This window comes from Streptomyces camelliae, from assembly GCF_027625935.1.
In the GTDB taxonomy this organism is placed as follows: domain Bacteria; phylum Actinomycetota; class Actinomycetes; order Streptomycetales; family Streptomycetaceae; genus Streptomyces; species Streptomyces camelliae.
Window position 1 is genome coordinate 6,533,530 of sequence record NZ_CP115300.1, and the last position, 17,801, is coordinate 6,551,330.

Genomic DNA, 17,801 nt, shown 5'->3' on the forward strand with positions numbered 1-17,801 from the left:
GACCGCGAGTGTTCACATGTCGATCACCAAACGATCGCTCCGGGCGCGCGACACACAGATCAGCATCGAGTCGGCACGCTCCGTGTCCGTCAGCAGCTCGTCCCGGTGGTCGATCTCCCCTTCCAGCACCCGCTGTTGGCAGGTCCCGCAGAAGCCCTGCTCGCAGGAGTAGGCGGTGTCCGGCAGCTCCCGGCGGACGGCGGCCAGCACGGTGGAGTCGGCCGGGACGGTCAACGTGCGCCCGCTGCGCCGCAGTTCGACCTCGAACTCGGTGTTGCCGTCGGACGACGTACGCGGCGCGAACCGCTCCAGCCGGACCTCCGGGAAGCGCTCCGCGACGGCCGCCATGAGCCCCTCGGGACCGCAGGCGTAGACGGCGGCACCCTCGCCCGCCTCCAGCGCGTCGAGATCGGGCCGCCCCGTCACGACGGTCACCCGGCCCCGGCCCAGCTTCTCGACCTCCTCCAGGAACGGCATCGAGGCCCGGTCGCGCCCCGCGTACAGCAGCCGCCATTCGGTGTGCTCCGGGAGCGCCCGCAGCATCGGCAGCAGCGGGGTGATCCCGATTCCGCCGGCGATGAAGACGTAGGACTCCGCCTCGACGAGGGGGAAGCGATTCCGCGGCCCCCGCACCTCCAGTTCCATGCCCTCGGTCACCTGCTCGTGCACCTCGCGCGAGCCGCCCCGCCCGTCCGTGACCAGCCGGGTCGCGACCGTGTACGAGGAGGTGTCCTCGGGGTCGCCGCACAGCGAGTACTGCCGCACGAGCCCCGACGGCAGCACGAGGTCGAGATGCGCACCGGGCTCCCAGCGCGGCAGGTCCCGCCCTTCCAGGCGGAGTCGGACGACCCCGTCGGCCACCGTCTCGCGCGAGGTCACCAGCAGCCTGAGCGCCCGCGAGCGCGGCCGGCCCGAGGTGGGCTCCTCCAGTGCGGGCAGCGGCCACAGCGGCGAGACCTGGATACGGCGGCGCAGGGCACCCCGGGTCAGCAGTACGGCACCCGCGACGAGCGCGACAGCACGCAGCTTCGGCATCACGCGGCCCTCTTCTCCGCTGCCATGGCGGCCGGGGAGGACGCCAGGTAGGCGACGGCCTGCTCGGTGTCACCCTCCTGCGAGGGGTGATAGTCACGGCTCAGATAGCGGGGGATGGACCGGATCATGGCCCCGGTCGAGGGGAGCAGGCCCCGCCTGCCACGGTCGTGGAACTCCTTGAAGGACGCCTTGCCGTCGACGAGAGTCGGGTCGTTCTCCATGAAGAACCGCGCCCCGCGCTGCCACAGGAACACCAGCGCGGAGAACGCCGTGGCCCAGGTCCGCACGCGCCGTCGGTAGCTCCCGTCGACGTGCATGAACAGATCGAAGGCCACCGAGCGGTGCTCGACCTCCTCCGCGCCGTGCCAGCGCAGCAGGTCCAGCATGGTCGGGTCGGCGCCCCGCCGGTCCAGCTCCCCGGCGCCCAGCACCCAGTCGCCGAGGAACGCGGTGTAGTGCTCGATGGCCGCGATGAGCGCGACCCGCTCCAGCAGCCACCAGCGCCTGGCCCGGCCCGGCGGCAGCGTGCGGTCGCCGAGCAGCTTCTCGAAGAACCAGTCGACCTGCGCGGTGTACGGCGTCGGATCGAGGCCCTGCTCGCGCAGATGCGGCAGCACCTCGTCATGGGCCTGGGAGTGCATCGCCTCCTGCCCGATGAACCCGATGACGTCCTCGCGCAGCCGCTCGTCCCGGATCAGCGGCAGCGCCTGCTTGTAGACGTGCACGAACCACCGCTCACCGGCGGGCAACAGCAGATGCAGCACGTTGATCGTGTGCGTGGTGAAGGGATCGCCCGGCACCCAGTGCAACGGCGTGCCGTCCCAGGAGAAGGACACTTTGCGTGCCTTGAGCGGCACCCGGGCCTGCGTGTTAGACATGGCGTCAATGTACTGATGGGTAGGTGGTCTGGGAACCCCTGTGCCGCACCTTGTTTACGCCACCGTCAACAAGCTTCCTCCGTCGACAAGTCTCCTCCTCGCCAAGCTTCCTCAGTGCAGCCCGCTGATCGCCCGGCCGTCCTCCAGCGTCCCCTTGAGCGTCGCCGAAGCGCCCTGTTCGGCCCGGGCCACGAGCAGCGGCCCCTGCCCGGCCGCGGTGATCCCGCCGCCGGCCTGGATCGTCGCCGTGTCCTTCCCGCCCGCCGCCAGCAGATACCAGTGCCCGGCCGCCGACTTCCACAGCACCCCGGCCAGCACATGCGGATCACGCGGCCCGCAGGCCCGCACATCCGTGCCCTTGGCGACGACCGCCCCGACCGGCGCTTTCGGCGTGCGGAACTGGGCCAGCGCGGCCGTGCCGTCGCCGCGCCAGGTCTCGGCCCGGGTGCACACCCACTGCCCGGCCCCGCTGCCGTCGGGCAGCGGCTGCGCGGCGAACTCCCAGGCGTTGACACTGCGGATGCCCGCCGAGCGCTCCGCCGACAGGGAGCAGGCGAACGGCGCCCAGGTGTGCAGCCCGGCCGCGTCGGACGCCGTACCGGGCGAGCCGGGCCTGCCCGCGGTGAGGTGGGCCGGGGCCAACTCGCCGAGGTCGGTGGCGAGTTCGGTGCCGGAGGCGTCGGTCAGCTGGAGCACGGTCCACGAGGTGCAGCTGCCGGGCTGGAGCGCCGGGCTGGTCAGCGGTGCGGTGACGCCGCCGCTGAGGGCGAGCGGGGTCGCCGCCGCGGCGGGCTTCATCAGGTCCCGGGCCGCCGCCCGCTTCACCCAGGGCGCGGTCAGATACTGCACATTGCCGTCGGAGCGGCCCAGCACCAGCGCGCTCGCCTCGGCACCGCTCGCGCCGTCCACCCGGGCGAAGTCCAGGGCCGCGCCCTGCGTGCCGCTCACCGGCTCGGCATAGCGGGCGATGCGCAGACCGTCGTAGAGGATCACCACCCGGGCGCCGCTCACCTGGCCCGCGTACAGCAGCTGGGGCGGGCCGGCCGGGCCGCCGGTCTGGGTGCCGGGGGTCGCCGAGACCCGGACCGTGCCGCCGGGGCGGGCCCAGACGGCGAGGGCGCGGCGCAGCAGGGCCTGGTCGCCGGTGAGCGGGCCGCGTGCGGGCCACACGGAGAAGTCGGCGCGCGCGGAGGTCTCCCAGGTGGTGGGGGAGACCCGGGTGAGGCGGGCCGGGTCGAGGGCGGCCTGGGCGGCGGGGTTCTCGGCGTAGGCGGGCGCGGCGGCGCCGTCCGGGCCCCAGCCGCCGCTCGGCATGGCGACCAGCGCCCCGCACACCGCGAGCGCGGCGGCCGCGGCGAGGGCGGCCTTGGTGTGCTGGCGGCGGCGCATCAGATCGGTGGGCCGGGCCTGCAGCGAGCACGGGTCGAACTCGGGGGAGGTGAGCAGCGCGGGCTGTTCGGGCACGCGGTTCGCCGAGGCCAGCGCGCCGCCCGGGTCGTCGACCCCGGCCGCGGTGAGCAGCTTGCGGATGTCGGCGTCGGACAGCTTCTCCAGACCGCGCAGCACGTAGGCGGCGCGGGCCGGGCCGGACAGGGCGGACAGCCGCTGGTCCAGGGCGAGTTCGTCGGCGCCGCCCGAGCGCGGGAACAGCCTCAGGCCCCACACCTGGGGCAGCAGCGGCGGGAGCTGGGCGAGCCGGGGCAGACCCTTGCGGGGGCGGGCCGCCTCCAGTGCCGTACGCAGCACGCGCTCGCGCAGGAACGCGTACCCGAGGTCGCCCTCGCGGCCCGAGGTCTGCGCGGGGATCACGGACGGCCGCTGCTTCCGGCCGCGGGGCAGGGCGCGCTGGACGAGGGCGTGTGCGGTCAGCACCCGGCGGCCGCGGCCGAGGCCCGGCGGCAGCACCAGATAGGCGATCCGGACCAGCCGGGGATAGTGCTCGACGAGCGCGGCCTCGGCCTGCTCGACGTCGACCGGGCCGGGGTTCCCGGCCGAGCTGGCTGCGTGACGCTGGGCTACATCCTGTGACTGCACGTCATGGAGAACGAGTGAGTCGGGGGTTGGTCACCGCCGGATGGGTGATTCGCCCGTGGCTCAGTCCTCCGGATCGACCAGTGCACGCGCGTAGTTGGCCATCGACCGCTGGTAACGCGGCAGATGGGCGGCCAGCGCGCCGAGGACCAGGGAGAGACCCTCGCGGTCCCGGCCGAGGCTGGACAGACACAGGGCCAGAGCCGCCCGCACCGCGTCGTCCAACTCGTCGGACGGAGCGAGCAGTTCGGGCGTGAGCAGCCTGACGCCCTCCTCCGCCTCACCGAGGTTCCGCAGCGAGCTGGCCAGCTGGATCTTGGCCCGGCGTCCCTTGTACCGGCTCACCTCGCTCAGGCCGCGCGCCAGCGCCTCCCGGTACAGCGGCACCGCCTTGTCCGAGTGCCCGGTCGAGTCCCAGGCGCAGGCCTGCTCGAAGGGGCCCAGCGGGCTGTCCTCGGGCAGCTCGGCGACCAGCGCGTCGATCAGTGCGCGGAACTCGTGCGCGCGCTCCTCCGGATAGTCGTCGAAGGTGGCCCAGGCGGCGGTCACGCGGTGTTCCCAGTTCTCGTTCACCCGGGCACCTTCGCACATCAGTGCCCGACTGGCACCGGATTTGAGCGTACGGCGGCCGGGGCTCGTATCCGAAGGAGCCGAGGCATGCTTGGGCCACCAGGACCGGAGGAACTGATGAGGGTGACACGACTGCTGCTGGGCGCCACTGCCGTACTGGCGCTGGCCGGCTGCGGCGCGGGCGGGGAGACCAGGAGCGCCCCGCCCATGGCGACCGGCAGCCTGGAGAGCCTGGCCGCCGAGGTGAAGTGCAAGCCGAACATGCAGACCGACGCCGACACGATCCGTCAGGCCATCTGCACGAACACCGACGGCAAGTTCATCCTCGCCACCTTCTCCACCGACCGCGGCCAGCGCGAGTGGATCAACGACGCGAAGGACTACGGCGGCTACTACCTCGTCGGCCGCAAGTGGGTCGCCGTCGGCGACGACGGCACCGTCGAGGCGCTGCGCGGCACGCTCGGCGGGGACGTGGAGATCGGCACGAACCACTCCGCCCACTCCGGGCACTGACGGCCATGAACAAGGAAAGCGGGCGGTGGGAGACTCCCACCGCCCGCTTCCCTAGGGGGTGTTCACTACTGGCACCGCTGTCCGGTGTTGATGCAGTTGGCGATCGTGTTGGCCAGACCGCCGTTGGTGACGCTGATGAAGTCGTCGTGGTCGGTGATCGGCTTGTGCAGCTCCTCGGGGAAGCCGTCCACCGCGTAGGCGTTCTTCACCTGGCCGTTCTGGATGACCGGCTGCGGCACGTTGTACACCAGGCGCATCGTCAGCTGCGGAATCGCCTTGAAGCCCACCGGGCAGGCGCCGCTCGCCGGGTCGGCGAAGGCCACATGCGTACGGTGGTTGGCGCTGTCGATGTTCTTGCCGTCCCAGCAGCTCTGGAAGGCGAACGTCCGCACCACCTTGCTGCCGGCCGGGCAGATCGGGTACTGCGTCGTCAGCTGGACCCTGTTCTCGAAGCCGGTGCAGCTCCAGTGCGCGTTGGCGTTGGCCGGGCCGTTGACGAAGGCCTTGGCGTCACCGGTGATGATGCGCAGGAACTGCGGCATCGCGACGACCTTGCTGGTCGGGTTGCCGACGTACTTGATCTGGGCCTGCTGGGCGACCAGGATCTTGCCGACGTTGAGGTCCTTGCCACCGCCGTCGGCGTTCGCGTCCTTCTCCTGCGTGCCGTCCTGCAGACGGATGACCGGCCAGTAGTACGCCGACAGGTCGTTCTTGTTCTGGCAGCTGGTGCCGCCCTGCAGGAAGGTCTGGTTGCTGGAGAACGCGTTGACCTTCTGGTTGCCGACGTAGTCGTGCACGTGGTGGGCGCCGTTGGTCACACCGGGCGCGACGATCACGTTGTCGCTGTTGTGGTTCTGATTGGCGTTCACACCGCAGCGCGTGATGAACGTGCCCGTCGAGGCGTTGGGGGTCTTGTTCGGCTTGGCCTGGACGTTCGGCGCGACCTTCGTGATGTCCACGAAGTCCGCCGCGGAGGGGCCGTCACCGCCCTGACCGCCGTTGTTGCCCTGCTGCTGACCGCCCTGCTGCTGGCCGCCGTTCTGCTGCTGGCCACCGTTGTTCTGGCCGCCGTTCTGCCCGTTGTTCTGGCCGCCGGCGGTGGTCTGGTTGGCGTTCTGCGTCGTACAGGCGGCGAGCTGGGACAGCGAGCTGTCGAACTGGCCGCCGACCCGCTGGATGTCGATGCGGATCCGGTCGATCGTCGCCGCCCGCTTGTCCTTCAGGGGCCCGACGATCGCATTCTGCACGAAGCTCGGGTCGTTCGTCTGTGCCTGCCGGGTGGAGGCGAGCCGGTTGTAGGCCTCGGTGATCTGCTTGTCGAGGTTGGCCAGCTCCGTCGCCACGCCCTGGCGGGCCGCCTGCGGTACGTTCGTCAGCTTCTGGCCGACGTCCGGGCAGGAGATGGTCGCGACCTGCGCCGTCGCGGCCTTGGTCGTGTTCCCTCCCCACATCTGGTTGTTCGACTCATGCGCCGAGGCGTAGAAGTTCGCCCAGATCAGCCCGCCCCCACCGAGCGCTAGGGCCGCCGATGCGGCTATGGCCTTGGTGGCCAGCGGCGTACGGCGTTTTCGTGTGTTGCGTCCCATGGAACTCCTCTGACTTCCTTGCGGGGCAGCATCGAGGCGCCCGACAGGAGTGAAGCGGCGCCCTTGTGTACGGACGCCGCCTCAGAGGTGTTCACCGGTCTCACAAATTCCTCGTAGAAACAGGTGAGTTGGCAGGTCAGCGGCCGTGCTCACCGGTCCTGGTCGAGGTGGGCGAGCACCGCCAGGACGCGCCGATTGTCGTCGTCCGACACCTCCAGTCCCAGTTTGGCGAAGATGTTGGAGGTGTGTTTGGCGATGGCCCGTTCCGTCACCACGAGCTGGGCGGCGATGCCCGCGTTCGACCGGCCCTGCGCCATCAGCTCCAGCACCTCCCGCTCGCGCGGGGTGAGCCGGCCGAGCGGCCGGTCCTCGGCGGAGCGCCGGGACAGCAACTGCTGGATCACCTGCGGGTCCATCGCGGTACCCCCGGCCGCGACCCGCCGTACGGCGTCGACGAACTGCTCCGCGTCGAACACCCGGTCCTTCAGCAGATAGCCGATCCCGCCGGTGCCGTCGGCGAGCAGCTCGCGCGCGTACAACTGCTCCACGTGCTGCGACAGCACCAGCACCGGCAGTCCGGGCCGCGCCCTGCGGGCCGCGAGGGCGCACTGGAGCCCCTCGTCCGTGTGCGTGGGCGGCAGCCGTACGTCGACCACGGCCACGTCCGGTTCCAACTCGGCCAGCGCGTGGGCCAGTTCAGGACCGGACTCGACTGCGGCCGCGATCTCGAAGCCGAAGGCCGTCAGCATCCGGACCAGCCCGTCGCGCAGCAGGAAGAGGTCTTCGGCTACGACAACACGCACGGGATCTCCATGGTCACCATGGTGGGGCCGCCTGCGGGGCTGCTGACGGCCAGGACGCCGTCGAATGTACCGAGCCGCCGCTCGACCCCGGCCAGCCCCGACCCGGCGCCGACCGCCGCCCCGCCCTTGCCATTGTCGGTCACCGTGATCCGCAGCCGGCCGTCGGTGTGGTGCAGGTCGGCCCAGATCCGGTCGGCGCCGGAGTGCTTGACGGCGTTGGTGAGCACCTCGCTCACCGCGAAGTAGGCCGCCGACTCCACGGGGGCGTCCGCGCGGCCCGGTAGCTCCACGGTCACCTCCGTGGGCAGCGGCAGCCGCAGTGCCAACGCCCGTACGGCGTCGCCGAGTCCGCGCTCGGCGAGGACCGGCGGATGGATGCCGCGCACCAGGTCGCGCAGCTCCTCCAGGGCCTCGGCGGAGTTCCGGCGAGCCTGCGCGAGCAGCTGCTTGGCCTGCGCCGGGTCGTGTTCCACCAGCATCTCGATGGTGCCGAGGTCCATGCCCATGGCCACGAGCCGGGCCTGCGCCCCGTCGTGCAGATCGCGCTCGATGCGGCGCAGCTCGGCGGCGGAGGTGTCCACGGCGTCCCGCCGCGTCTCGGTCAACACCCGTACCCGCTCGGTCAGTTCGGCGTCACCGCCGAGCACGGCGCGGCCGAGCTTGAAGTGTGCCTTCATTGTGCGTGGGACGAACCGGTAGGCGACGACGGCGAGTACGGCGGCGAGCCCGCCGGCGCCGAAGGCGCTCGTCTGGTCCGAGACCGGCACGAAGGCGTACCAGTAGGTGCCGCCGGCGCCGGAGACGTACGGCCGCCACAGCCCTGCCGCCAGCAGGAACCCCTCGACCGGGTAGAACACCAGCAGCGCCGGGAGCAGCGCGGTGACGAACCCCGCCGTGACGCTCACCGGCAGCCACAGCACATCGCGCCGGACCTGCGGGTCGCCGAGCAGACGGAAGGTGCGGGTCCACGGATTGGCCTTCGCCGGCATCGGCCGGTACGCGGCCGGGATCCGCACCCCGCACCACTCCTCGGCGAGCCTGCGATGGACGTCCGCCAGGGCCCGCACCCCGGTCAGGATCGCCGGGGTCGTGAACAGCCCGATGCCGAGCGGGACGAAGGCGACGGAGAGGAGCGTCAGGACGAGGAACGCCACGCCGAGCGGCAGCACCGCCACCGCCAGCGTCAGGCCGCGTACGGCGTCCAGCAGGACCTCTTTCGCACGGGCCCGCACCGTGCCGCGCGTGATGTCGGTGTTCATGCCCTGAAGTCTCGCCGAATCCCCCTCCCCGGGTCAGTCGTCCGAGGCCCCCTCCTCGGGGGTGGTGACAGGTACACCCCCCGCCCCGGCCAGCACCTTCGCCTCCGTCTCCGGGTCCAGGCCGGGGGCCGGGCGGTCCGGGCGGCGGGGTGCCTCGCCGCCGATCGCGGTGAGCCAGCGCCAGGTGTCGGCGACGGTCTCCCGGACCGGCCGGCACGTCAGGCCCGTGGCCAGCGCCCGGGACACGTCCGCGCGGTGGGCCGAGTTGTGCAGGTCCGTGCCCGGCGGCGTCCACACCGGCAGCTGGGTCCACGGTTCGATCCCGGCGTCGAGGACGACCTGCGGGTCGGTCCAGCGCAGTTCGGCGTCCGCGCCGGTGACCCGGACGCACTCCTCCAGCAGCTCGCCCATGGTGGTGTGCCCGGACGGGCTGACCAGGTCGTACGGCCCGCTCAACTCCTGCGTGACCGCGCCGAGCAGCCAGTCGGCGAGGTCGCGGGCGTCGATGTACTGCAGCGGGAGGTCGCGCGGGCCGGGGGCGAGGACCGGGCCGCCACGGGCGATCCGGGCCAGCCACCAGGGCAGCCGGCCGACGTTCTCGTACGGGCCGAGGATCAGCCCGGCCCGCGCCAGCACCGAGCGGTCCGCGCCGAAGGTCCGGGCGGCGGCAAGTTCGCCGCCCCGCTTGTCGCGGGCGTAGTCCGTCGGCCCCGCGTCGGCCGCGGCGCCCTCCACCACGGCCCCGGCCTCCGCGGGCCCGCCCAGCGAAGGCCAGGGCCAGGTGTACACCGACCGGCTGGAGACGTACACGTACTGCGCGGCACGGTCCCGCAGCAGACGTGCCGCGGCGAGCACGGCACGCGGCTCGGCCGACCAGGTGTCGAGCACGGCGTCCCAGCCGCCCGGCTCGGCGGCGAGGGCGGCGAGACCGTCGGCAGCGGTGCGGTCGCCGTGCAACGACCGTACCCCGGCCGGGGGTTGGCGCCGTCCCCGGTGGAAGACGGTGACCTCCCAGCCACGCGCCACCGCGGCCTCGACGACCGCCCGCCCCACGAACTCCGTACCGCCCAGCACAAGAAGTCTCATGCCGGTGATCATGCCCGCTCCGGGCGCGCCCCGACACGGGACTCTGCTGTGGGCAGAGCGGCGGCCGGGTCAGCGGGCGGTCGGCGGCGTGTACTTGTAGCCGACCCGGCGCACCGTCTGGATCGTCTGCCGGAACCGCGCGCCCAGCTTGCGGCGCAGCCGGGCGATGTGCACGTCGACGGTGCGGCCGTCGCCGACATGGCCGTAGCCCCACACCGTGGTGACCAGCTGGTCGCGGGTGTGCACCCGGTGCGGGTGGGCCACCAGATGCGCGAGGAGCTCGAACTCCAGGTAGGTCAGGTCGAGTTCACGGCCGTCGACGCTGGCGGTGCGCTGCACGGGGTCGATCCGCACCAGCGGCTCGGGGTCCGGGGCCGGCTCGGTCCCGGCGGACTGCTCCGGCATCGCGACCGGCAGGAACGGCGGCCGCTGGTCGGCGGGGACCAGCACCAGGTAGCCGACCATCGGCGGCTGGCCGGGCAGGGTGGGCAGGGTGTGCTGCGGCGCGGGCAGCCAGGTGGCGCCCGGCGGCAGGAAGTCCGCGACGTCGATCACCTCGTCCCGGTCGACGGCGCGCAGCCGGTGCCGGGCGGGAGCGGTGAGAGAAGGGGCGGAGGAGAGGGAACGAGTGGTCGCCATGAGAGGTCAGCTCTTTCGCGCGAGAGGTTCGTCGGACGATGCGACGGCCCCGATTCGTGGTCGGGCGCGCCGGAGGGACGTACGTCGTTTCGCGCTGGCCGAAGGCCGGGGGTTACGGCTTTAGAGGGCCCGCGCGTTCGTCGCGCGGCAACACACCCGGTCGAAGTCGTGGTGCTGACGGGAAGGCCAGAAGGGCTCAAGGTCATGGCGACCCGTCGCGGTGCACTTCTGGAAGCTGGCCATGTGCCCATTGAAGCAGACGCGGGCGCCGGACAGGACCCCTGTCCGAGATGCGATCTCGGCATCCGGACAGGAATCACTCAGTCGAGCACCGTGGCGGAGTCCAGCAGCGCGCGTACGGCGGACCGCAGAAGGTAGTCCGGGTGCGGGCCGCCCTCCACGAACACGTCGGAGGCGACCCGGCGCCGGGACTCGGCGACCTTGCGCAACGGGTCCACGGCGAACCGGGGAAGAAGACCGATCGCGGTGAGCGCGGGCAGCGCCGTGGGCAGTCCGGGACCGCTCCAGTCCCGGTGCCCGACCAGCCAGCGGGCGAGTGGCTCCACCGTGTCCTCGGTCCGCCCCGTCACCCGCCACACGGCCAGCGCCGCTCGCCCCCGCCCGCCGGCCGTGCGGATGCCCGCCAGCAGGGACTCCAGCCGCGGCAGCAACGGCGCTGCGGCGGGCCCGAGTTCCCCCGCGTGCGCGACCCACCCCGAAGCCGGGCCGGCGACTTCGCGGCGCAGGAGACCCAAGGCGAGCTCCGGATCGCCGGTCACGCGGTGGTACGCCAGCGCGGCGGCCATCGACACCGGGGAGGCTGCATCTCCGCTCGCCGTCGCCCGCAGGGCCTCGGCGCCGTCGGCACCGGCGGCGGGGCCGAGCGCACGGAGTACGGCGATGGCACTGGCGGCTGTGCGGGGCATGTCGACGGCACCGACGGCCGGTCCAGGAGTGCCGAGCATGCCGACGGCACCGGCCGCAGGTCCGGGCGCCCCATGCACGCCGCTCGCGCCGCCGCCGTACCCATCGGCGTACGCCTGGATCAGCGCGGCGAGTCCGGGCACGGTCTCCACGGCCACCTCGGGATACCGCGCCAGCATGCCGACCAGCAGGGGCGAGGCCGCGTCGAGCCGTCCGGCCACGGCCCGTGCCACGGGCAGCGCCTGCGCCCCGAACGCCTCGGCCACCGCGGTGACGGCACGCACGGTGTCGTCCGGGCCGGGGGCCTCCTCGACCAGCCGTACGACCTCCGGCACCGCCTCCGCCGTACCGGCGCGGGCGAGCACGGTGAGCGCCGCGGACCGTACGGCCCGGTCGGCCGAGTCCAGGTACGGCAGCACCCGCTCCCGGACCCGCTCGTGTGCCTCGGTCGGCAGCGCACAGGTGAACCGGGCCAGCCGGTACAACTCCCAGGCCTGACCGCCCAGTTCGGCCAGCACCCACGGAAGTGTGTCCGCCTCCTGGTCCCGCCAGCGCTCGGTGATCTCATGGGCGAGCGGCACGCCCTGGGCGAGGGCCCGCAGCGATGCCTCGGGATCGTCCTGTACGAGCCGGTGGGTGAACGGGCGGTAGGGATGCGGCCAGTAGCCGGCATGGCGGTCGTGCGGGTCGGCCGTGTACGCCCGCGCGCAGATGTCCACCAGGTCGCCGGGCAGCGGCAGTTCGGCGGTGCGGAGCAGATCCTCGGCGGCGGCCAGCCGTACCCGGGGTGCTGGATCGGCCAGCAAGCCGTGCCGCCACTCACCGCCACCCGCCTCCAGCAGCGCCAGCGCGGTGACGACATGCTCGCGCACCTCCGGGTCGGACTCCGCGTCCAGCCGGGCGCGCAGCAGGGGGAGGAGGGGCAGGGCGTACGGATGGCCGAGGTGGGCGATCAGCAGCACCATGGCGTCCCGGATCTCCGCGTCGGTGTCGTGCGCGAAGGGCAGCAGGTCCGGCAGCACCTCGGCCACGGCCCGCCGTGCGGCGCCGCGGACGGTGGGCTGTGCGGACCCGTCCGCGATGCCGCCGATGAGCCAGAGCAACTCCCGCCGGTGACCGGGGCCGTGGCGGGCGAGCCGGGCCAGGTGGGGGACGGCGGGGGCGGACGCGTCGTAGACGGTGCCCTGGTGGCACAGCGCGGAGAACAGGTCGTGCCAGGCCTGCTCGCGTACGTCGGCGTCCTCGGACTCCATCGCGCGCAGCAGGCCGGGGATGTCGTCGGCCGGGCCGTACGCGTGGCTGAGGTCCGCCCAGGGGGTCTCCATGACAGCGCACGATATGCGTGAGGGGCGCCCGCCAAGACGGCGGGCGCCCCTCACGGGAGTCGGGCGGATCAGACCTGGCCGGCCTTCTCCAGGGCGGAGCAGCAGGTGTCCACGATCAGGCGGGTCACCACGTACGGGTCGACGTTGGCGTTCGGGCGGCGGTCCTCGATGTAGCCCTTGCCGTCCTTCTCGACCTGCCACGGGATACGGACCGAGGCACCGCGGTCGGAGACGCCGTAGGAGTACTTGTTCCACGGGGCGGTCTCGTGCAGGCCGGTCAGCCGCTCGTCGATGCCGGCGCCGTAGTTCTTGACGTGGTCCAGCGGCTTGGAGCCCTCGCCGAGCGACTCGCACGCGGTGATGATCGCGTCGTAGCCCTCGCGCATGGCCTTGGTGGAGAAGTTGGTGTGCGCGCCCGCGCCGTTCCAGTCGCCCTTGACCGGCTTGGGGTCGAGGGTCGCGGAGACGTTGAAGTCCTCGGCGGTGCGGTACAGCAGCCAGCGGGCCACCCACATCTGGTCGGAGACCTCCAGCGGGGAGAGCGGGCCGACCTGGAACTCCCACTGGCCCGGCATGACCTCGGCGTTGATGCCGGAGATGCCGAGACCGGCCTTCAGGCAGTTCTCCAGGTGGGCCTCGACGATCTCGCGGCCGAAGATCTCGTCGGCGCCGACACCGCAGTAGTAGCCGCCCTGCGGGGCCGGGAAGCCGCCCTCGGGGAAGCCGAGCGGGCGGGAGCCGTCGAAGAAGGTGTACTCCTGCTCGATGCCGAAGATCGGCTCCTGTGCGGCGAACTTCTCGGCGACCTCGACCAGCGCGGCACGGGTGTTGGACGCGTGCGGCGTCATGTCGATGTCGAGGACCTCGCACAGCACCAGGACGTCGTCGCCGCCGCGGATCGGGTCCGGGCAGGTGAAGACCGGCTTGAGCACGCGGTCCGAGGAGTGGCCCTCGGCCTGGTTGGTGGAGGAGCCGTCGAAGCCCCAGATCGGCAGCGCGTCGAGACCGGCCGGGGCACCCGTGATGATCTTCGTCTTGGAACGGAGCTTGGCCGTCGGCGTGGTGCCGTCGATCCAGATGTACTCAGCCTTGAAGGTCACGGGGCCACATCCTTAGGGGTGGGTCTTGGCGCACTTGCGGGTGCTGCGGCGCTGCGGCACTGGGGCGCCGCTCGAACTGCGGGCAGCCTGTCAACAGGCCGTTTCCCGTCCATTGCTCGTATGTGAACCCCGTGTTACCTGGTCTTTTTGTGTCACGACTCACGTTGTGAGGTGGATTCCGGCGGGGTATGGGCCTGCTCCGCCGCGGCCTTGCGGACCCCTTCGAGGAAGGTCCGGATCGCGGCCCGCTGGTCCTCGTCGTATCCGCGCAAGCGCTCCACCGACCGCTCGACGAGCGGCCCGAAGGAGGCCTGTCCGAGGGCCACGGCACGCTCCGTCACCTCTACGACGACCTTCCGCCGATCGCGCGCACCGCGCACCCGCCGCACATGTCCGGCCCGCTCCAGCCGGTCGAGCAGAGCCGTGGTTCCGGCCGAGTTGAGCCCGAGTACGGCCCCGAGCCGTCCGGCGCTCAGCTCCTCACCCGCGCGCCGGGCGTCCATGAGCGCGATCAGGGCGCGTACGTCGGTGGGATGCATGCCGTTCCGCTGCGCGAACCGGGCGCTGTGCAGGCCGAGTTCTACGGCGACGGCACGCAGGAGGTGGACGATCTCCATGTCGGGCTGCGCGCGGGGCCTCCGAGACTATTGTCTCGCTGAGCGAATGTCCTGCTGGGCGAGACAAGAGGGGCGGTGCCGTGGCGGGATACGACAGCGAGGCCTTCCGCGTTGCGTACGACAAGGTCCTGGCGAAATGGCCCGCCGAGCGGGAGGCGCTGACCGTCGCCACACCCTTCGGAAACACGCACGTCAACGCCTGCGGCCCGCGCCAGGCGCCCCCGCTGCTCCTCCTGCCGGGCGGCGGCGCCACCTCGGCCTCCTGGTACGCACAGACCGCCGCCCTCGCGCGGATCCGCCGTGTCTACGCCCCCGACCTGATCGGTGCGCCAGGCCTGACCACCCCGGCCGGCGACCGTCACCCCCGTACGGTCGCCGACCTGGCCGCCTGGCTGGACGCACTCCTCGACGGTCTGGGTGCCCCCTCGGCCGACGTGGGCGGGCACTCGTACGGCGCCTGGATCGCCCTGCACCACGCCCTGCGGGCGCCGGGCCGGGTGCGCCGCCTGTTCCTCCTGGACCCGACCCAGTGCTTCGCCGGGTTCAAGGCGGCGTACCTGCTGCATGCCCTGCCGATGCTGCTGCGGCCCACGCCCCGCCGGGTCCGCGCCTTCCTGGAGTGGGAGACGGGGGGAGTGCCGCTGGACCCGGACTGGCTCGCCCTCCAGGAGGCGGCCGCGGGCTTCCCGGCCGCGAAGCCCGTGACCGGCCCGCGCCCGGCGCCGGACGCGCTGCGCGGCCTGGAGGTGCCGGTCCTGCTGCTCACAGCCGCGAGCAGCAGGACTCATGAGGCGCGCGCGGTGGCGGACCGGGCTCGCGCACTGCTGCCGCACGTGGAGACCGCCGTCCTGCCGGGGGTCTCACACCACGCGCTGCCCCAGTGCGCGGCCGATGACACCCTGGCCGGCCGCCTCACCGCCTTCCTGAACGGCTCCTGAGCCTCACCCCACCTTCTCGATCACGGCGTGGCGGATGAGGAACTTGCCCGGCTCGCGGACCTGTTCGAAGGCCGCGTTGTTGAGCAGGACGCAGCTGCCGGAGACGGAGGTGACCTTCACCGTGGTGGACTTGTTGTTGTCCAGGTTGGTCACCTTCAGGGTCGTCCCCGCCGGGAACTGGTTACTGGAAGCGGCCGGGGCACCGCCTTCTCCGGAGAGTGTCACGGTGGAGCCCTTGCAGACCTGTTGACCGGAGGCCGCGGCGGCACCACCACCGGCGTTTCCCGCGGCGGCGGACTGCGAGGGCTGCGCACTCTGCTGGGCGCCACCGGCCTGCTGACCCGCGCCCTGCTGACCCGCGCCCTGCTGCGCCGCCTGGGAGCCCTGAGCCGACTCCCCAACGGTGCAGCCGGCCGCCTTCTGCTGGACCTCGATCTGCTGGACGACCGCCTGCCGGTTGGCGATCCGGGCCGCGGACTGGGCGTCCGGGTGGGCTTGCTGGTCCGCGATGAACTTCTGGTTGTTGCCGAGGGCGGTGGCGAGCCCCTGGCAGACGTTCGAGTTCCCGGCGGACAGCGTCTTCGCGTGCTGTGCCGGCTGTGCGGCGTTCGAGGTGGTGGCCAGGGCGAAGGCCCCGCCGCCCGCCACCGCCGCGGCACTGACGAGCAGCGCGAGCTTCTTCTTCGTACCGAGTGTTCTCCTGCGCGACATGCGCGCCTCCTGAAGAGGTAGGGGAGCGTACGTCGCTAGGTACGAGATATCGAACAGGGTTGCTCAGTGGTTGAAGCGCTTGCTGAAAGTAACCTGCGTCACAAGCGAGTTGAACCGGCTCAGCTCTTGTTGTGGGAGAGGGCCTCCCGTACGGCCTCCTCGGTGCGGGCCACCAGGGCCGTACCGTCGTCGGCGGTGATGATCGGGCGCTGGATGAGCCTGGGGTGCTCGGCGAGCGCGGTGATCCACCGCTCGCGCGTGCTCGCGTCCCGCGCCCACTCCTTGAGCCCCAGCTCCTTGGCGTCGGCCTCCTGGGTGCGGATGATGTCCCATGGTTCGAGGTTCAGCCGGTCGAGTACGGCCCTGATCTCGTCCGCGCTCGGCACGTCGTCCAGATAGCGGCGGACGGTGTACACGGCCCCCTCGGCGTCGAGCAGGCTGAGGGCGCTGCGGCACTTGGAGCAGGCCGGATTGATCCAGATTTCCATGCGGGACACGGTACGCGAAAACCATCCCGCACCCCAGGTCACGCGAGCCCCGAAGGCCCTTGTGGCCAGGGGCTTTTGTCAGTGGTGGGTCGTAGAATAGAAGCAGTGTTCGAGGGTGTCGCCGGGTTGTCCGGCCGGCACCCTGACCGCGACAGGAGGATGCCCGTGCCCGCTGCCGCCCTGAAGCCGAAGCCGTTCCCGACCCAGTCCACCGCCCAGCATCCCGTTCTCTTCGACTCGCCCTACGAGCCCGTGACGAAGCGCCCGCTGCCGGCCGGACGGCCGCGCGAGTGGTACGTCAGCCACAACCGTCGGCTGAAGGCCATGCGTCTCGCGATAGCCCTCCTCGACTCGGGCGTCTACCTCCCGGCCCAGGCCTCCGACGCCACGATCCGCACCACGGCGGAGGACATCGGCATGCGCTCGCCGTCCGACACGACCTGCCACATGGTCCGGGCGTTCATGCGCTACAGCCGCTGAACACGGCCGCGCACCGGGTGCCCCGCGAACCGGCGGGGCACCCGGCACACCGTCACGCCGGCGCCGCCTCCAGCGGACCGGGTTCGGCCACCCCGGCCAGCAGACACTCCACGAACGCCCGCCGGTCCTCGGCGTGCTCGTGGAACCACAGGCCCAGCCGGTGCTCGGCGTCGGGGAGTTCGAAGCGGGAGTAGCGGGCCCGTGCCGACAGCGCGTCCTGCACGGCCTCGGTCACGGCCGGCGGGATGACCGCGTCGGTGCCCGGAACCGCCAGCACCGCCCGGCCCTCGTACGCCCGGTACGCCTCCAGGGCCGGTGACCTCCGCCAGCTGTCCGGCGTACGGATGATCTCGCTGAACCGGCCCCGGCCGTCCCCGAACGGCACGTCCCAGGCCTCGGGCGCGTAGACGGCGGGCGAGCACAGGCCTACGGCGGTCACCCGAGGGCCGTAGTGCCGTACGAGATCGGCGACCGTCTGCCCGCTCATACTGAAGCCGACGAGCACCACCGGGTCGTCCGCCGGCGCGTTTGCGTCGAGCACCGCCACCGCCTGCTCGTACCGCCGGCGCAGGCTCAACTCCGCGAGCGCGCCGGTGCTGTCGCCGTGGCCGGAGAAGTCGAACGCCAGGGTGTGACAGCCGCGGGCGGTGAACTCGGTGAGCAGCGGGAGCAGTCGCTCCTTCCTGCCGTTCCCCGCACCGTGCAGCAGCACCACCGTGGCCCGCCCCGCCGCCCCGGCGTGCACCCCGCTGAGCCGTTCGCCGTCGAAGGCGTAGGTGAAACCGGAGAGTTCGCTCATGGGGTCATTCACTCACGGC

The 17,801-nt window shown here is 72.2% G+C and carries 18 protein-coding genes; 3 read left to right on the top strand and 15 right to left on the bottom strand.

What is annotated here, in order from left to right:
- Nucleotides 1–12: 12 nt before the first annotated feature.
- The 4 genes from O1G22_RS29945 to O1G22_RS29960 all read right to left on the bottom strand — a co-directional run bounded on the left by O1G22_RS29945 (nucleotide 13) and on the right by O1G22_RS29960 (nucleotide 4,535).
- The gene (locus O1G22_RS29945; RefSeq protein ID WP_270084165.1) at nucleotides 13–1,035 is read right to left on the bottom strand and encodes a PDR/VanB family oxidoreductase; all 1,023 of its coding nucleotides are present in this window, start codon (nucleotides 1,033–1,035) and stop codon (nucleotides 13–15) included.
- Nucleotides 1,035–1,913, bottom strand: coding sequence for a metal-dependent hydrolase (locus O1G22_RS29950; protein ID WP_270084166.1), 879 nt, complete (start codon nucleotides 1,911–1,913; stop codon nucleotides 1,035–1,037). Before O1G22_RS29950 ends, O1G22_RS29945 begins: the two co-directional genes overlap by 1 nt.
- 111 nt (nucleotides 1,914–2,024) lie before the next feature.
- Entirely contained in the window at nucleotides 2,025–3,947 is a 1,923-nt protein-coding gene (locus tag O1G22_RS29955; protein WP_270084167.1) for a hypothetical protein, read from the bottom strand.
- A 60-nt stretch (nucleotides 3,948–4,007) separates the two neighbouring features.
- Nucleotides 4,008–4,535 (bottom strand): tetratricopeptide repeat protein, encoded by a 528-nt coding sequence (locus tag O1G22_RS29960; RefSeq protein ID WP_270084168.1) that lies wholly within the window; start codon nucleotides 4,533–4,535, stop codon nucleotides 4,008–4,010.
- 96 nt (nucleotides 4,536–4,631) lie between these two features.
- On the opposite strand from O1G22_RS29960, the gene O1G22_RS29965 reads away from it, so the two are divergent.
- On the top strand, nucleotides 4,632–5,027 hold the full coding sequence (locus O1G22_RS29965) for a hypothetical protein (protein ID WP_270084169.1): 396 nt from the start codon (nucleotides 4,632–4,634) through the stop codon (nucleotides 5,025–5,027).
- A gap of 65 nt (nucleotides 5,028–5,092) precedes the next feature.
- On the opposite strand, the gene O1G22_RS29970 is transcribed toward O1G22_RS29965, so the two are convergent.
- The 8 genes from O1G22_RS29970 to O1G22_RS30005 form a co-directional block, all read right to left on the bottom strand.
- The gene (locus tag O1G22_RS29970; RefSeq protein WP_270084170.1) at nucleotides 5,093–6,613 is read right to left on the bottom strand and encodes a DUF1996 domain-containing protein; all 1,521 of its coding nucleotides are present in this window, start codon (nucleotides 6,611–6,613) and stop codon (nucleotides 5,093–5,095) included.
- A gap of 149 nt (nucleotides 6,614–6,762) precedes the next feature.
- The gene (locus O1G22_RS29975; RefSeq protein WP_270084171.1) at nucleotides 6,763–7,416 is read right to left on the bottom strand and encodes a LuxR C-terminal-related transcriptional regulator; all 654 of its coding nucleotides are present in this window, start codon (nucleotides 7,414–7,416) and stop codon (nucleotides 6,763–6,765) included.
- Nucleotides 7,401–8,675, bottom strand: coding sequence for a sensor histidine kinase (locus O1G22_RS29980; RefSeq protein WP_270084172.1), 1,275 nt, complete (start codon nucleotides 8,673–8,675; stop codon nucleotides 7,401–7,403). Before O1G22_RS29980 ends, O1G22_RS29975 begins: the two co-directional genes overlap by 16 nt.
- A gap of 33 nt (nucleotides 8,676–8,708) precedes the next feature.
- The gene (locus O1G22_RS29985) at nucleotides 8,709–9,761 is read right to left on the bottom strand and encodes an NAD-dependent epimerase/dehydratase family protein (RefSeq protein ID WP_270084173.1); all 1,053 of its coding nucleotides are present in this window, start codon (nucleotides 9,759–9,761) and stop codon (nucleotides 8,709–8,711) included.
- A gap of 69 nt (nucleotides 9,762–9,830) precedes the next feature.
- Nucleotides 9,831–10,400, bottom strand: a complete 570-nt coding sequence (locus O1G22_RS29990; RefSeq protein WP_270084174.1) for a winged helix-turn-helix domain-containing protein — start codon at nucleotides 10,398–10,400, stop codon at nucleotides 9,831–9,833.
- A 320-nt stretch (nucleotides 10,401–10,720) separates the two neighbouring features.
- Entirely contained in the window at nucleotides 10,721–12,649 is a 1,929-nt protein-coding gene (locus O1G22_RS29995) for a hypothetical protein (RefSeq protein ID WP_270084175.1), read from the bottom strand.
- A 68-nt stretch (nucleotides 12,650–12,717) separates the two neighbouring features.
- Entirely contained in the window at nucleotides 12,718–13,749 is a 1,032-nt protein-coding gene (gene glnII, locus O1G22_RS30000) for a glutamine synthetase (RefSeq protein WP_270084176.1), read from the bottom strand.
- A 152-nt stretch (nucleotides 13,750–13,901) separates the two neighbouring features.
- A complete protein-coding gene (locus tag O1G22_RS30005) occupies nucleotides 13,902–14,366 on the bottom strand; it encodes a MarR family winged helix-turn-helix transcriptional regulator (RefSeq protein WP_270084177.1) in 465 nt (154 codons plus the stop codon).
- A gap of 80 nt (nucleotides 14,367–14,446) precedes the next feature.
- Here O1G22_RS30005 and O1G22_RS30010 point away from each other — a divergent pair, with 80 nt between their 5' ends.
- Nucleotides 14,447–15,304, top strand: coding sequence for an alpha/beta fold hydrolase (locus tag O1G22_RS30010; RefSeq protein WP_270084178.1), 858 nt, complete (start codon nucleotides 14,447–14,449; stop codon nucleotides 15,302–15,304).
- Between the two features lie 3 nt (nucleotides 15,305–15,307).
- Here O1G22_RS30010 and O1G22_RS30015 read toward each other — a convergent pair whose 3' ends face one another.
- Both O1G22_RS30015 and O1G22_RS30020 read right to left on the bottom strand, forming a co-directional pair.
- Nucleotides 15,308–16,015 (bottom strand): RlpA-like double-psi beta-barrel domain-containing protein, encoded by a 708-nt coding sequence (locus tag O1G22_RS30015; protein ID WP_270084179.1) that lies wholly within the window; start codon nucleotides 16,013–16,015, stop codon nucleotides 15,308–15,310.
- Between the two features lie 119 nt (nucleotides 16,016–16,134).
- Nucleotides 16,135–16,503 carry an arsenate reductase family protein gene (locus O1G22_RS30020; RefSeq protein WP_270084180.1) on the bottom strand — a complete coding sequence of 123 codons (369 nt, stop codon included), beginning with the start codon at nucleotides 16,501–16,503 and terminating at the stop codon, nucleotides 16,135–16,137.
- Between the two features lie 165 nt (nucleotides 16,504–16,668).
- Between O1G22_RS30020 and O1G22_RS30025 the strand changes: the two genes are divergently transcribed.
- Nucleotides 16,669–16,983: a hypothetical protein gene (locus O1G22_RS30025; protein WP_225102314.1), complete on the top strand. Its 315-nt coding sequence runs from the start codon at nucleotides 16,669–16,671 to the stop codon at nucleotides 16,981–16,983.
- 52 nt (nucleotides 16,984–17,035) lie between these two features.
- Here the strand turns inward: O1G22_RS30025 and O1G22_RS30030 are convergent, their stop codons facing one another.
- Nucleotides 17,036–17,782 (bottom strand): alpha/beta hydrolase, encoded by a 747-nt coding sequence (locus tag O1G22_RS30030; RefSeq protein ID WP_270084181.1) that lies wholly within the window; start codon nucleotides 17,780–17,782, stop codon nucleotides 17,036–17,038.
- Nucleotides 17,783–17,801: the final 19 nt, after the last annotated feature.

What these genes read in the sequence shown, in the direction of transcription:
- O1G22_RS29980 (WP_270084172.1), bottom strand. Translation starts at nt 8,675, where the DNA reads ATGAACACCGACATCACGCGCGGCACGGTGCGGGCCCGTGCGAAAGAG.
- O1G22_RS29965 (WP_270084169.1), top strand. Translation starts at nt 4,632, where the DNA reads ATGAGGGTGACACGACTGCTGCTGGGCGCCACTGCCGTACTGGCGCTG.
- O1G22_RS30015 (WP_270084179.1), bottom strand. Translation starts at nt 16,015, where the DNA reads ATGTCGCGCAGGAGAACACTCGGTACGAAGAAGAAGCTCGCGCTGCTC.
- O1G22_RS29950 (WP_270084166.1), bottom strand. Translation starts at nt 1,913, where the DNA reads ATGTCTAACACGCAGGCCCGGGTGCCGCTCAAGGCACGCAAAGTGTCC.
- O1G22_RS29960 (WP_270084168.1), bottom strand. Translation starts at nt 4,535, where the DNA reads ATGTGCGAAGGTGCCCGGGTGAACGAGAACTGGGAACACCGCGTGACC.
- O1G22_RS29990 (WP_270084174.1), bottom strand. Translation starts at nt 10,400, where the DNA reads ATGGCGACCACTCGTTCCCTCTCCTCCGCCCCTTCTCTCACCGCTCCC.
- O1G22_RS30030 (WP_270084181.1), bottom strand. Translation starts at nt 17,782, where the DNA reads ATGAGCGAACTCTCCGGTTTCACCTACGCCTTCGACGGCGAACGGCTC.
- O1G22_RS30020 (WP_270084180.1), bottom strand. Translation starts at nt 16,503, where the DNA reads ATGGAAATCTGGATCAATCCGGCCTGCTCCAAGTGCCGCAGCGCCCTC.
- O1G22_RS30005 (WP_270084177.1), bottom strand. Translation starts at nt 14,366, where the DNA reads ATGGAGATCGTCCACCTCCTGCGTGCCGTCGCCGTAGAACTCGGCCTG.
- O1G22_RS29995 (WP_270084175.1), bottom strand. Translation starts at nt 12,649, where the DNA reads ATGGAGACCCCCTGGGCGGACCTCAGCCACGCGTACGGCCCGGCCGAC.
- O1G22_RS29970 (WP_270084170.1), bottom strand. Translation starts at nt 6,613, where the DNA reads ATGGGACGCAACACACGAAAACGCCGTACGCCGCTGGCCACCAAGGCC.
- O1G22_RS29945 (WP_270084165.1), bottom strand. Translation starts at nt 1,035, where the DNA reads ATGCCGAAGCTGCGTGCTGTCGCGCTCGTCGCGGGTGCCGTACTGCTG.
- O1G22_RS29985 (WP_270084173.1), bottom strand. Translation starts at nt 9,761, where the DNA reads ATGAGACTTCTTGTGCTGGGCGGTACGGAGTTCGTGGGGCGGGCGGTC.